This is a genomic window from Subtercola lobariae, assembly GCF_014640255.1.
In the GTDB taxonomy this organism is placed as follows: domain Bacteria; phylum Actinomycetota; class Actinomycetes; order Actinomycetales; family Microbacteriaceae; genus Subtercola; species Subtercola lobariae.
In genome coordinates, this window is record NZ_BMGP01000001.1 from 770,577 (window position 1) to 783,652 (window position 13,076).

The window sequence follows — 13,076 nt, forward strand, 5'->3', positions numbered from 1 at the left end:
CTCGCCTCAGAACCCGAGGTGGCGCCGCACCCACGCCTCTCTGGCCGCGCGAGTCACGATCGAGAGCGCAGAGGTGGCGATCATCTCGTAGCCGTGAAAGCCCCCGTTCCACACGTGTAGTTCGGCTTCACCGCCGTCGTGCCAGATCTTCGTGGCATACGCCACCACCTCGTCTCGAAAGACTTCGGCGCTGCCCACGTCGAGGTAGGCGGGCGGCAGACCCGACAGATCGGTCGCCCTGGCCGGCGCTGCGTAGATCGACACCTCAGCCGTGCCCACCCGGTCGCCCAGCAGGCTCGCCCACCCGAAACGATTGTCGTTGCGGTTCCAGATTCCGATGTTTTCGTACTGCTGCGACGACACCGAGGTGTCACTGTCGTCGAGCATCGGGTACATCAGCAGCTGAGCGGCGATCTGCGGGCCGCGGCGGTCGCGCGCGAGCAGCACGGTGCCGGCCGCGAGGCCACCACCGGCACTGCCGCCCGCCACCATGAGGTGCCGTGTGTCGAACCGCAGCTCGTCGCTGTGTTCGACGAACCAGACGAGCGCCGCGTAGCAGTCTTCGATGGGGGTGGGGTCGGGATGCTCGGGGGCAAGCCGATACTCGACCGTCGCCGCCACGGCGTCGTAAGTCTCGACCCACTTCACCAGCGCTTCGGCGCCCACCCAGCGGTCACCGAGAATCATTCCGCCGCCGTGAATGCTGAACACGGCCGGCCCGTCGGTTCGCTCGTGATCGGCACGTTGCATGGTCGAGACGATGATCTCTCTGCCGTCGAACGAGGTGACCGTGTGATCGACCACCACCACCTCGTGACCGTCGAGCACCTTTTCGATGGGCGGCGTGAACCGGTTGGTGCGAGCGGTGGGCAGCGAGTCATTCGACAGCGGCGGCCGAGTCGGCATGAGGTCGAGGGCGGCCTTCAGTTCGGGGTCATAGGGCGGCCGGGTTAGCGTTGACATCTCGTCGTCTCCTCTTTCACCACGCGTCGGCGAGTGGTCTTACAATCTTCCCGCGCGCGGCCGCCGCAGAAAACCGACACGGCGGCGCAAGAGGCGCTCGGCGGCCCGACGTTTGGCGCAGCGCGTGTCGACGCTGCCTCGAGCGAGCAGAATTCGAGAAGCGACGCCGGGGGTGCCCGAATTAGGCTGACTGCCATGACCACGACGATCGACGCTGCTGCCCACGATGCCGCCGCCCCCAACGATGCAGCCCACAACGCCGCCGCTCAGAACCCTGGCGCCCGAAACACCAACGCCCACAACGCGGATGGCCCAGACACTTCAGCGCCGCTCGGCCAGACCCACGACCTCATTCGCGTTCAGGGTGCCCGGGTGAACAACCTCAAAGACGTCACCGTCGAGATTCCGAAGCGCCAGCTCACCGTCTTCACCGGGGTCTCGGGCTCAGGCAAAAGCTCCCTGGTGTTCGGAACCATCGCCGCCGAATCGCAGCGCCTCATCAACGAGACCTACAGCGCTTTCGTGCAGGGCTTCATGCCCAGCCTCGGCCGGCCCGACGTCGATGTGCTCGAGGGGCTGACCACCGCCATCATCGTCGACCAAGAGCGCATGGGCGCCGACACTCGCTCGACAGTGGGCACCGCGACAGACGCGAACGCTCTGTTGCGCATTCTGTTCAGTCGCCTCGGCCACCCGCACATCGGCTCGCCGAACGCGTTCTCGTTCAACGTCGCCTCGGTCACGGGCAGCGGCGCCATCACCATCGAGCGTGGTGCGGCGACGAAGGCCGTGAAGCAGACGTTCACCCGAACCGGCGGTATGTGCCCGCGCTGCGAGGGTCGCGGCAACGTCTCTGATTTCGACCTCACGCAGCTCTTCGACGAGAGCAAGTCGTTGAACGAGGGCGCCATCACCGTTCCCGGCTTCACCGGCGACGGCTGGATGGTGCGCATCATCGCGGGCTCCGGTTTCTTCGACCCCGACAAGCCCATTCGCGACTACACCAAGAAACAGATGCACGATCTGCTCTACCGCGAGCCCACCAAGGTGAAGGTCGACAACATCAACCTCACCTACGAGGGGTTGATTGTGCGTGTGCAACGCTCCATGCTCTCGAAAGACCGCGATTCGATGCAGCCGCACATCCGCGCCTTCGTCGACCGCGCCGTCGTGTTCGCGGTCTGCCCCGAGTGCGAGGGCACGCGCCTGAGTGAGTCGGCACGATCATCCCGAATCGACGGTGTGAACATCGCCCAGGCCTGCTCGATGCAGATCAGCGACTTAGCCGAGTGGATGCACGGGGTGAACGACTCTTCGGTCGCCCCTCTCGTCACGGCGCTGCAGGCCATTCTCACCTCGTTCGTCGAAATCGGCCTCGGGTACCTGTCGCTCGACCGGCCCTCGGGAACGCTCTCTGGAGGTGAGGCGCAACGCGTCAAGATGGTGCGGCACCTCGGCTCGGCGCTCACCGACATCACGTACGTGTTCGACGAGCCCACCGTGGGGCTGCACCCGCACGACATCGAGCGCATGAACGCACTGCTGCTGCGCCTGCGCGACAAAGGGAATACGGTGCTGGTGGTCGAGCACAAGCCCGAGACCATCGTCATCGCCGATCACGTGGTCGACATCGGGCCCGGGGCGGGCAGTGCTGGCGGCACAATCTGCTTCGAGGGAACCGTAGAAGGCCTGCGCGCGAGTGACACCATCACCGGACGGCACTTCGACGACCGCTCGCGAGTGAAGACCGTCGTGCGAAAGCCCACCGGCACCCTCGGCATTCGCGGCGCGGTGGCCAACAACTTGCATAGCGTCGACGTCGACGTTCCGCTCGGGGTGCTGTGCGTGGTCACCGGGGTGGCCGGCTCGGGCAAGAGCTCGCTGGTGCATCAGTCGTTGCCTCTGCAACCGGATGCCGCGAACCACACCATTGTGTCGATCGACCAGAGCGGCATCCGTGGGTCGCGGCGCAGCAACCCCGCCACGTACACCAGTCTGCTCGAGCCGATTCGCAAGGCGTTCGCCAAGGCGAACGGCGTCAAACCGGCCCTGTTCAGCTCGAACTCCGAGGGCGCGTGCCCGGTCTGCAATGGTGCGGGCGTCATCTACACCGACCTGGCCATCATGGCAGGGGTCGCGACCACGTGCGAAGAGTGCGAGGGCAAGCGTTTCGACGCCTCCGTGCTCGACTACCATTTCGGCGGACGTGACATCAGCGAGGTGCTCGCGATGTCGGTGACGGATGCCCTCCAGTTCTTCGCGGCGGGGGAGGCACGTTTACCGGCGGCACACGCCATTCTGTCGAGGCTCGCCGACGTGGGGCTCGGCTACCTGACAATCGGGCAGCCGCTCACCACCCTCTCGGGCGGCGAGCGCCAACGTCTGAAGTTGGCCGTGAATCTCGCCGACAAGGGCGGGGTCTACGTTCTCGACGAACCGACGACCGGCCTCCACCTCGCCGATGTGGAACAACTGCTCGGGCTGCTCGATCGCATCGTCGACTCCGGTAAGTCGGTGATCGTCGTCGAGCACCACCAGGCGGTGATGGCGCACGCCGACTGGATCATCGACCTCGGGCCGGGCGCGGGCCACGACGGCGGGCAGGTGGTGTTCGAGGGAACGCCGGCCGACCTCGTGGCGGCGCGCTCGACGCTGACCGGCGAGCATCTCGCCGCCTACGTGGGGCAGGCCGCGGACTAATTCGAGGCTAGTTCGAGGTGTTTTCGCCGCGCTCGTAAACCTCAGCTGCCGAGCCGATGATCTTCGGGTCGGGAGAGCCAACGACCGCGGTGTCTTTATTGTCGTAATCGAACAGTGAAAGAACGTGCCGCATGGCTTCGAGGCGGGCGCGCTTCTTGTCGTTGCTCTTCACCACCGTCCATGGCGCGTCTTCAGTGTCGGTCACGCGGAACATCGCCTCCTTCGCCACGGTGTAGGTGCCCCATTTGTCGAGGGAGGCGATGTCCATGGGTGAGAGCTTCCACTGCCGCACAGGGTCGACCTGCCGAATGGCGAAACGAGTGCGTTGCTCGTCGGCTGACACCGAGAACCAGAACTTGATGAGGTCGATGCCGTCGCCCACGAGCATCCGTTCGAATGCCGGAGTCTGGCGCATGAACTCGTCGTACTGCGCATCGGTGCAGAACCCCATGACCCGTTCGACGCCTGCACGGTTGTACCACGATCGGTCGAACAAAACGATCTCGCCGGCCGCGGGCAGGTGCTGCACGTAGCGCTGAAAGTACCACTCGGTCTGCTCGCGTTCGCTCGGCTTTTCGAGTGCCACGGTGCGGGCGCCGCGCGGGTTCAGGTGTTCGGTGAAGCGCTTGATGGTGCCGCCTTTGCCTGCGGCGTCGCGGCCCTGGAACACGATGACGAGACGGCGTCCTTCGGCCTTGATCCAGTTCTGCAGCTTCAGCAACTCGATCTGCAGCAGACGTTTGTCGAACTCGTACTCGTCGCGGTCGAGACGGTGGTCGTAGGGGTAGCCCTCGCGCCAGGTGTCGATGGGTCGGCCCTCACGATCGACCAGTACGGGGTCGTCGTCATCGGTGTCGAGCACGGTGTAACCGAGCACGTTGCTGAGGTCTGGGGGCGGCAGGTGAGGCGTCTGGTTGTTCGTCACGATTGGGCATCTTAGGGTGCGGGCGTAACGGGGTGGTGAACGCCGGTCGACGTGAGGGGCGTGCGCGAGGGCGCGGCGATTCGGCCGACTGGTGTCGGCGGCGCTTGGCCCGGTGAGCGCATGGCGGCGAGGCGACGCCCGTCAGTGAAACTGGGGCACGATGAGGTAGACGCTGTAGAGCACCGCGGCGATGCCGATGGCGAGGCAGACGTAGGCGCCCGCTGTAGCAGCGAACGGGCGGTGGCCGCGTTCGCTGCTGACCATGCCGGTTGCTCCCGCGCCGTCTGCGTTAGCGGTTGCTGCCCCGCCAGCGCTTGCGGGTGCATCGGTGTCATCGGCCGAGCCGACCGCGAACAGTCGAAGCGCGAGCGAATAGAACACGACGATGACCACCGCGGCGATGAACGACACCACAGCGACCAGAGCGAAGGCGCCCCAGTCGACGCCCAGAAACTGGCCGGTGGCTGCGGTACGAACGAGGGGCGCGACCTGAGCGTGCGCGGTTGAAGCGATGTGCGCGTTCAGAATGCTGAGTGAGACGGCCATGACCTATGCCTTTCTGCCCGCGGCAACGGGTTCTTGTTCGTCGCTGGCGATCTCAGTCTGGTCGTCGACCTCGTTGACGTTGTGCTGGTTGATCGGGTGCCGCCTGGCGAGAAAGAAGAACACGGCCCCAGCCGCGAGCGCCAGCACCGCCACGATGATGAGGCCCGGCGTGCTCGACGAAGCGGCCCACGCCGCGAGCCCGCCCACGAGCGCGGCGGCAGGCAGCGTCAGCACCCAGCCGATGGCGATCTTGCCCACCACGCCCCAGTGCACTAGCGCGAGCTTCTTGCCGAGCCCCGACCCGACCACCGCGCCCGAGGTGACCTGCGTGGTCGAGAGCGCGAAGCCGAGATGCGACGAGATGAGGATGGTCGCTGCCGAACTGCTCTCTGCCGCGAACCCCTGCGCCGGGTGCACGTCGGTGATCTGCTTTCCCACCGTTCGCATGATGCGCCAGCCACCGATATAAGTGCCGAGCCCGATGGCGAGACCACAGCCCGCGATCACCCAGATCTGCGGCCCCGTGTTCGCCTGCTGGTAGCCGGCGGCGATCAGGGTCAGGGTGATGACACCCATCGTCTTCTGTGCGTCGTTGGTGCCGTGCGCGAGCGAGACGAACGAGGCCGAGACCGTTTGGCCGTGCCTGAACCCGCGGTCAGAGCCGCGAGCCTTCGCCTGCTTCGTTATTCGGTACGCCGCATAGGTTGCGACGAGTGCAACCGCGCCGGCGACGAGCGGCGAGAACAGAGCCGGCAGCACCACCTTCGACAGCAGCACCCCGTAGTCGACCGAGTTGAAGCCCGCGCCGATGATGGCGGCGCCGATCAGTCCGCCGAACAACGCGTGTGTCGAACTCGAGGGCAGGCCGAGGTACCAGGTGCCCACGTTCCAGAGCACCGCGCCCACGAGCCCGGCGAAGATCATCGTCGGCGTGATCAGCACCCCTCCCGGGCCCTCTTTGATGAGCCCCTGCGAGATGGTCTGAGCGACCTGGGTCGAGATGAAGGCGCCGGCCAGGTTCAGCACGGCCGAAATGAGCACGGCGACCCGGGGTTTGAGTGCTCCGGTGGCTACCGAGGTGGCCATGGCGTTGGCGGTGTCGTGAAATCCGTTGGTGAAGTCGAAGATCAGGGCAATGGCGATCACGAGCGTGACGGTGATGATGACATCCATCTGGTTCACTCCCTCTGCTGAAGTCATGCGGCGGCGTATGGGCGTTTCACCCGCGACGCTAAAACCGCGATGTGAACAGAGGGTGAACCGGGCCAGGGACTTGACAACCCGAGCCGTCGACCTTAGAGAGACGCTACGAAAGGGGAATGCGCCACTCGCGCGCGAAGTCTTCGGGCGAGCTGGTCAGCAGGGCGCGTCGGGCCGAGGCGAGCATCCGCTCGGACTCGTCGTCGTCGCCCGCAGCAATGAGGTGCGCCACCCGCAGATCGTCGAGCGAAATCACGATGAGGTCAGACATATCGGGGGAGTGGCGGCAGAATTCGAACACCACGCCGGCGGGGTTCAGAATGCTGCGCTTCCACGCCACTGGCGTGCGCGGCCGAAGCTCCACGCGCCAACACTCCGCCGCCGTTTCCATGCTTCCAGTGCACCACCCCTCACGCATCCCCGGCAGCCCTTGCCAAGCAGCTCCTCAACACGTACTCCCCTCGCCGCGCGACGGCCCGCCCCCCACTCACCTGTCTTCGCGCTGTTCATCTAGCGTTCATCTGACAGATTGTCGTGTTGCTGCAGGTAACCGGGGAGCCCCTTCGAGCCGGATCGAGAATTACCTCAGGCCGAAATCTTCTGCGCCAAAGTAGACATGTCGGCCAAACCCCTGCCTCCCACTAGTGATCGCGCTCTCAACACAAGCGAGGCTGCCGCAATGACACGTTCATCTTCGGTCGAGGTCATGTCGACAGCAAGGGAGGCGCGAAACCATTCGGCGACTTTCGTCCATGAGTAGAGCGCCCACGAGTCGTCTGAAAGCGGCGCTGGGAATCCACCAGGCCCGCGTTTGCCTTGGGCGAGCAATCGTACGCTTTCGTAGCTGCGCCCGGCCCGCCGCGCGACGGTCTTGAGCGAGACAAGATCATGATCTTCAAGACGCACAACAGAAAAACCAGCTTCCGCAGCATCGTGAGCGACGCTGAAAATCGCTTCGATCAGGGTCGGAGCGTTGCGGGTTGCGTACAGATACCCGTTTCCGGCTTCGACGACGGGCAACGCGTCATCGAGCCCGGCTTCGAACAATCGGTCGAACTCCGCGTCGGTGGGCGCACGATCGAGAACCGCGGTGAACTCATAACTAGGCAATTGAGCCGCCTTCTTTGTCGTGTCTCTGGCAGAAGCGCTGGAGTGCGGCCGCGTTATCTTCTGGAACGCGAGCAGTCGACCAAATCGGTGCGTACGCGCCGCATTGGCGGCAAACCAGATGACCCCACCGATGCCAAAACGATGAAAACTCAGAATAACACGGGTGGGAGATCGGACTCATTCGCGAGGGTGAGCTGGCGGCGTCTTGCGTGCGCAAACTCAATCGAGGCAGCGTTCACATGATTGTTACCGGGGGTTCACACCGTCGACAAATGGCGGGTCTAGCTTCACAGCATGAAGCTGGGCTGCAGAACACCGAACAGGGCTCGATGATCGAGCGGGTCGATCCGTTCATCGGATCTGAGGCCACGAGCCTCCCGCAACCCACCGGCCTCGCGGCAACCTGGTGGTGGCCCAAACCGCAGATCGGCAACACGCACCCGGGCGCGACGTACCCGCTCGGCATGGTGTCGGCCTGTGGATACTCGGGGGCGTACCCGACGGGGTACGGGCGGTATGACTTGGCGCTCGAGGGGGTGCCGCCGACCATCCACGACCGCCAGCTCGTGTCAGGGTTCACGCACTTTCAGCAATCGGGCACCGGCGCTATTCGCAAGTATTACAACTACTTTCGGGTGACCCCGATGACGTCGTCGCTGGATGATCTGGGTCGCCTCTATGAGATCACCGACGAGCACGCCGAACCCGGCTGGTATTCGGCGACTCTCGACACGGGCGTCACTGCAGAAGTGACCGTGGGGCCCAAAAGCGCCGTGCACCGGTACACCTTTCCGCGCCACGCGAGTTCGCGGCTGGTGATCGACTTCTCGCTCGGCGGGCTGTCGATTCCGTACGGCGTGACCATTCCGCTGCGAGCTCACCTCGAGTCGCTCGGCCCGGGCACGGCCCAGGGTGAGATCGTGGTGGAGGGCACCCCGATCGCGGTGTACATCGAGTGCGACACCCCGCAGTGGCGGCAGATGCTCTGGTACGACCGCCGGCTGATGCCGGGTGGCAAGCGGCTCGACTTCGACCACATCAGGCCCACCACCCTGCGGCCGTTCGGCATGATGTGGGCGGGTCCCAGCGAACCGGGTCAGACCATCGAGGTGCGCATCGGGTTTTCGCTGCGCGGTGTCGAGCAGGCCAAAGCGAACCTCGAGAAAGATTGCGGAACCGGCGAGTCGAGGTTCACCGCGCGCCGTGAGAAGACCGCCAAGGCGTGGCGTAAACGACTGAAGTCGATCACGGTTGACTCGCCCTCGATCGAGCGCCGTACGGTATTCGCGACGGCCCTTTATCACTCGCTCATCAAGCCCTGCCTTGCGCCCTCTGAGAGCCCGTTCTGGCCGTCAGACGGGCCGTTCGCGTTCGACTTCAGCACCATGTGGGACATCTATCGAACCCAGCTGCCGCTGCTCACCGCCCTGATGCCCGAGCGGGCCGTCGAACTGGCCAATGCGCTGCTGACCATCTGCGAAGAAGAGGGCAACTTTCCTATCGGCTACCGCATGGCCAAGGGCAGCGACCGCTTCTCCCGCCAAGGCAGCGCGCTTGCCCACACCTTTCTCGCCGATCTCTGTCAGCTCGGGCTGCCCGGCATCGATTGGGAGGGCGCGCTGGTGCACATGTCGGATGATCTGCGGCGCACCTACGGCGAAGAGTTTCTCCTGAACGGCGAAGCCCACCCCATCAGCCACACCCTCGACCTCGCTTTCGGCTATTGGTGCACGGCCAAGGTCGCCCAGCGCGTAGGCGACAAGACTCTCGTCGACCAGTTCACCCCGATGGCGGCGCAGTGGGCGAACGCCTTCGATCCCTCGACCGGATTGCTCAAAGACTCGACCTACTACGAGGGCAGCCGCTACAACTACTCGTTTCGGTTGCTGCACGACATGGCGTCGCGCATCGAGGTGAGCGGCGGCCGCGAGGCGTTCGTTCGCCAGCTCGACGAGTTCTTCGGGTATGGGGCCGACCCGGTCATCCAGCCCGGCCTGAAGCCAGCCGTCGCCGACATGCAGGCCGGTTACCGGCTGGGCCGATTCGAAGGTTTGAACAATGAGCCCGATATGGATGCCCCGTGGGCTTACCACTACGCCGGCCGACCCGACCGAACCGCCGAGATCGTGCACAACGTTCTGCTGCAGCAGTTCGGCACCGGGCGCGGCGGCCTGCCGGGTAACGACGACTCGGGCGGGCTCAGCTCGTGGTACGTCTGGGCGTCGCTCGGACTCTTTCCGGTGGCAGGGCAGAACCTCTTTCTGGTGAACGCGCCGTCGTTCGCCGAGAGCTCGTTCGCCATCGGTGACGAGACGTTCGCGGTTCGAACCGAGGGCTTCATCGAACCTACCCACGGGGGTCCTGTGCAGTACGTGCAGTCGGTCACCTTCAACGGCGAACCGCTCGAGCGCAGCTTCATCACCGCGACCGAGTTGCATCGCGGCGGCGATCTGCTCATCACGCTCGGCGAATCGCCGAGCGAATGGGCGACCGAAAACGTTCCACCCTCGTGGCCCACCCCCACGAGCGCCGTGCCCGAGCGCATCATGCGAGGAGAAAAGCCATGACACGCACCGAAAACCGTCTCGTGATCGTTGTGCGCGCCGATCCGGTGATCTGCGGGCATTCCGTTGAAGCACGAAACCTCGCCGAGACTGCGCTCGAGCGCGGGTTCGATGAGGTGCGCATCGTCACCTGGCCCATCGAGAAGCTCGAGCAGGCCGGGCTGCCGCTGAAACCACTCGATTCGGTGCTGCCGTACAGCCCGGGCATCATCGTCGAACGCCCGGCGCCGGTGGGCGACTACAAGGTGCCCGACGGCCGGTATCTCGCCGGTATCACGGGGCGCCTGATCGAACTCTTCACCGACGGCGTACCCACGGTCTGCCTGTCGCTCTACCTCAGCCCGCACACCATTGCCGTAGCGGATGCTCTGCGAGCCGCCTGGAGCACCGGACTGCCTGTCAACGTGACGACCATCGCCGAGGCCGTGGGTTCTGACGTCACGAACGTGGTTCGCACCGCCGTCGAAGAGGGCAGGCTCGGTGCCGCCGCGCACATTCTGTCGAGCTACCTCAGCCAAGACCACTGCGTGGCCGTGTCGGAGTACACTCGCCAGCTCATCATCACCGAGGCCGAGCGCGTCGACGAGCAGCACGGCACCCGGTTCGCGCCGCAGTGCCGCGACCGCATTCGCGTCTCGTACCCGGCCATCGACGCCGATGCCTACCTCGACTTGAGCGACGAGGTGCTCGGCGAGGTGCTGGCCGCGCGCGGCCTCGAGCGTGACGGGTACGTGCTGTTTCTCTCCCGGCTGACCGAGGCGAAGGGTGTCGAAGATCTCATCGCCGGGTTCGAGCTCAGCGGCTGCTACCAGAACAAAGAGCTGATCATCGCCGGTCGCGGGCCCCAGGCCGAGGCTCTGCAGGCCGTGGCGGCCGAGTCTGGCGTGGCCCATCGCATCCGCTTTCTCGATGACGTCGGCGACGCCGAAAAGCCGTACCTGATGGCCGGATGTGCGGCTTTCGTCTTACCGAGCAAGCCCCGCCCCGAATTCGTGGAGACTTTCGGCATTGCGCTCGCCGAGAAGATGCTCGCCGGCGGCGGCCCGGTCATCACCACGGTCACGGGCGGAATCGGCGAGGCCACCGGTGAGCACGCGCTCGTGGTTCCGGTCGAAGACCCGCAGGCCATTGCGGCCGCGCTCGTGCACGCGCTCGTCGAAACCAGCCCCGCCGAACGCGCCGAATGGGCCGAGCGGGCTCGCGAATACGCGTTGCAGTTCGATCGTCGAAGCGTCTTCGACCGGATGTTCGTCGATGTGCCGCGCTCGGCACCGATGCTGTTCGAGCCCAACACACCCTGAAAACGGTAGCGCTCGACGTGCCGCCCAGAGGTGCCCCCGGTGCTACTCTTTGCCGCGGGAATCGTGCTCACGAGCATCCGTCGTCGCCGCGAGTTTGAGTGTGTCGCCAGCGCGGCCACCGATGGCGGGCCAGTCGCCCCTGCACGATACTCGGGCCGCGCGGCTACCTCGTCAGAAGGCCGAGATGCCCGTCAGCTCGCGGCCCAGCACGAGCTGGTGAATCTCGTCGGTGCCCTCGTAGGTGCGCACCGACTCCAGGTTCGCCAGGTGGCGCATCACCGGGAATTCGTCGGTGATGCCGTCGCCGCCGAGAATCGAGCGCGCGTTCTGCGCGATGGCGAGCGCCTCGCGCACGTTGTTCAGCTTGCCCACGCTGATCTGCGCCGGAGTCAGCGCACCGCGTTCTTTGAGCCGCCCGAGGTGCAGCGCCAGCAGCACGCCCTTCTCGTATTCGACGAACATGTCGGCGAGTTTCGCCTGGGTGAGCTGGCGACTGCCGATCGGCGCGCCGAACACCTCACGCGTTCGTGAGCGTTGCACCGCAGCCTCGAGGCAGCTGCGGGCGGCGCCCATCGCGCCCCATACGATGCCGAAGCGCGCCTCATTCAGGCACGAGAACGGCCCCGAAAGCCCGCGTGCGTTCGGCAGCATCGCCGACGCGGGCACTCGAACATCCTCGAGCGTCACATCGCACTGAATGGATGCCCGCATCGACAGCTTTCCCGCAATCGGCGTAGACCGAAACCCTTCGGTCTCGGTCGGAACGACGAACCCGCGCACCACGCCCTCAGGGTCTTTCGCCCAGATCACGGCCACGTCGGCGATGCTCGCCAGCCCGATCCAGCGTTTCGTGCCATTGAGCACCCAGCCCTCGCCACCGCCCACGTCGTCGCGCCGCGCGGTGGTCGTCATCGCCGCGGGATCGCTGCCCCCTTCGGGCTCGGTGAGCCCGAAGCATCCGATGGCCTCGCCCCTGGCCATTCGCGGCAGCCACGTCGTCTTCTGTTCTTCAGAGCCGTGCTTGTAGATCGCCGACATGGCCAGTGACCCCTGCACCGACACGAACGTGCGCCAGCCGCTGTCGGCGGCCTCGAGCTCGAGGCAGACCGCGCCGTAGGCTACCGCTCCGGCACCCGCGCAGCCGTACCCCGTGAGATGCATGCCCAGAAACCCGGCCGCACCGAGCTCGGCGACCAGCTCGCGCCGAAAGTGCTTGTTCTCGAAGTCGCTCTCGATCGTGGGCAGAATGCGTTCGTCGGCGAACGCTCTCGCCTTGCGCTTCCACTCCAGTTCGTCTGCGCTCAGCAACGCATCGACGTCGAACACCTCGTCGACACTGAGTGCGGTCTCGTTCGTCATAGTGCGCCTTTCAAGGGGTCTTTCGCACCGCGATGCGGGATTCGGGTTCTGCCGTGTTTCGCTGATGACGATTGAACACGAGGTCGAGAACGGTCACCAGAACCGCAGTCAGTAGCGCCCCGGCGATGGTGAAGAGCACGCGCTGAACGTCGACGGCGAACACGTCGGCGCCGCGCGAATTGAGCAGCGCCCAGCCCGCCGTGGTGCCGTGCGCCCACGTGGTGGCGGCGGTGAGGGCGACGCCAGACGCCGAGACCAGCGCGGCATGAGTAAGAACGAACAGCAGGGCGACGGCCACGACAACGCGAATGGTCGAGCGGCCACGGCTGCCGTCGTCGCCTCGCCGATTCGGCACCGCGGTCTGCATCGCCATGTGCCCGAGTCTAAAGCCAGACCCACATCAAGCGG

At 65.4% G+C, this 13,076-nt stretch carries 11 protein-coding genes; 3 read left to right on the forward strand and 8 right to left on the reverse strand.

Annotation, left to right across the window (positions count from 1 at the left end; all coding sequences use genetic code 11):
- Window positions 1-6 precede the first annotated feature (6 nt).
- Window positions 7-963 (reverse strand): alpha/beta hydrolase, encoded by a 957-nt coding sequence (locus IEX24_RS03620; protein WP_188673767.1) that lies wholly within the window; start codon window positions 961-963, stop codon window positions 7-9.
- Window positions 964-1,158: 195 nt separating this feature from the next.
- On the opposite strand from IEX24_RS03620, the gene IEX24_RS03625 reads away from it, so the two are divergent.
- On the forward strand, window positions 1,159-3,663 hold the full coding sequence (locus IEX24_RS03625) for an ATP-binding cassette domain-containing protein (protein ID WP_203585939.1): 2,505 nt from the start codon (window positions 1,159-1,161) through the stop codon (window positions 3,661-3,663).
- 7 nt (window positions 3,664-3,670) lie between these two features.
- On the opposite strand, the gene ppk2 is transcribed toward IEX24_RS03625, so the two are convergent.
- The 5 genes from ppk2 to IEX24_RS03650 form a co-directional block, all read right to left on the reverse strand.
- Window positions 3,671-4,588 carry a polyphosphate kinase 2 gene (ppk2, locus tag IEX24_RS03630; protein WP_229715061.1) on the reverse strand — a complete coding sequence of 306 codons (918 nt, stop codon included), beginning with the start codon at window positions 4,586-4,588 and terminating at the stop codon, window positions 3,671-3,673.
- Between the two features lie 141 nt (window positions 4,589-4,729).
- Window positions 4,730-5,134: a hypothetical protein gene (locus IEX24_RS03635; RefSeq protein WP_229715062.1), complete on the reverse strand. Its 405-nt coding sequence runs from the start codon at window positions 5,132-5,134 to the stop codon at window positions 4,730-4,732.
- A 3-nt stretch (window positions 5,135-5,137) separates the two neighbouring features.
- Window positions 5,138-6,307, reverse strand: coding sequence for an inorganic phosphate transporter (locus tag IEX24_RS03640; RefSeq protein WP_188674316.1), 1,170 nt, complete (start codon window positions 6,305-6,307; stop codon window positions 5,138-5,140).
- Window positions 6,308-6,440: 133 nt separating this feature from the next.
- Window positions 6,441-6,698: a hypothetical protein gene (locus tag IEX24_RS03645; protein ID WP_188673772.1), complete on the reverse strand. Its 258-nt coding sequence runs from the start codon at window positions 6,696-6,698 to the stop codon at window positions 6,441-6,443.
- Window positions 6,699-6,919: 221 nt separating this feature from the next.
- Window positions 6,920-7,444: a hypothetical protein gene (locus tag IEX24_RS03650; RefSeq protein ID WP_188673775.1), complete on the reverse strand. Its 525-nt coding sequence runs from the start codon at window positions 7,442-7,444 to the stop codon at window positions 6,920-6,922.
- Window positions 7,445-7,716: 272 nt separating this feature from the next.
- On the opposite strand from IEX24_RS03650, the gene IEX24_RS03655 reads away from it, so the two are divergent.
- Together IEX24_RS03655 and IEX24_RS03660 are read left to right on the forward strand one after the other, a co-directional pair.
- A complete protein-coding gene (locus tag IEX24_RS03655; RefSeq protein WP_229715063.1) occupies window positions 7,717-10,011 on the forward strand; it encodes a glycoside hydrolase domain-containing protein in 2,295 nt (764 codons plus the stop codon).
- On the forward strand, window positions 10,008-11,309 hold the full coding sequence (locus IEX24_RS03660) for a glycosyltransferase family 4 protein (RefSeq protein ID WP_188673779.1): 1,302 nt from the start codon (window positions 10,008-10,010) through the stop codon (window positions 11,307-11,309). Before IEX24_RS03655 ends, IEX24_RS03660 begins: the two co-directional genes overlap by 4 nt.
- 171 nt (window positions 11,310-11,480) lie before the next feature.
- Here the strand turns inward: IEX24_RS03660 and IEX24_RS03665 are convergent, their stop codons facing one another.
- Entirely contained in the window at window positions 11,481-12,668 is a 1,188-nt protein-coding gene (locus tag IEX24_RS03665; RefSeq protein WP_188673781.1) for an acyl-CoA dehydrogenase family protein, read from the reverse strand.
- A 10-nt stretch (window positions 12,669-12,678) separates the two neighbouring features.
- Window positions 12,679-13,041 (reverse strand): hypothetical protein, encoded by a 363-nt coding sequence (locus IEX24_RS03670; RefSeq protein WP_188673783.1) that lies wholly within the window; start codon window positions 13,039-13,041, stop codon window positions 12,679-12,681.
- Between the last annotated feature and the right edge of the window lie 35 nt (window positions 13,042-13,076).

What these genes read in the sequence shown, in the direction of transcription:
- IEX24_RS03620 (WP_188673767.1), bottom strand. Translation starts at nt 963, where the DNA reads ATGTCAACGCTAACCCGGCCGCCCTATGACCCCGAACTGAAGGCCGCC.
- IEX24_RS03625 (WP_203585939.1), top strand. Translation starts at nt 1,159, where the DNA reads ATGACCACGACGATCGACGCTGCTGCCCACGATGCCGCCGCCCCCAAC.
- IEX24_RS03635 (WP_229715062.1), bottom strand. Translation starts at nt 5,134, where the DNA reads ATGGCCGTCTCACTCAGCATTCTGAACGCGCACATCGCTTCAACCGCG.
- IEX24_RS03640 (WP_188674316.1), bottom strand. Translation starts at nt 6,307, where the DNA reads ATGGATGTCATCATCACCGTCACGCTCGTGATCGCCATTGCCCTGATC.
- IEX24_RS03655 (WP_229715063.1), top strand. Translation starts at nt 7,717, where the DNA reads ATGGCGGGTCTAGCTTCACAGCATGAAGCTGGGCTGCAGAACACCGAA.
- IEX24_RS03660 (WP_188673779.1), top strand. Translation starts at nt 10,008, where the DNA reads ATGACACGCACCGAAAACCGTCTCGTGATCGTTGTGCGCGCCGATCCG.
- IEX24_RS03665 (WP_188673781.1), bottom strand. Translation starts at nt 12,668, where the DNA reads ATGACGAACGAGACCGCACTCAGTGTCGACGAGGTGTTCGACGTCGAT.
- IEX24_RS03670 (WP_188673783.1), bottom strand. Translation starts at nt 13,041, where the DNA reads ATGGCGATGCAGACCGCGGTGCCGAATCGGCGAGGCGACGACGGCAGC.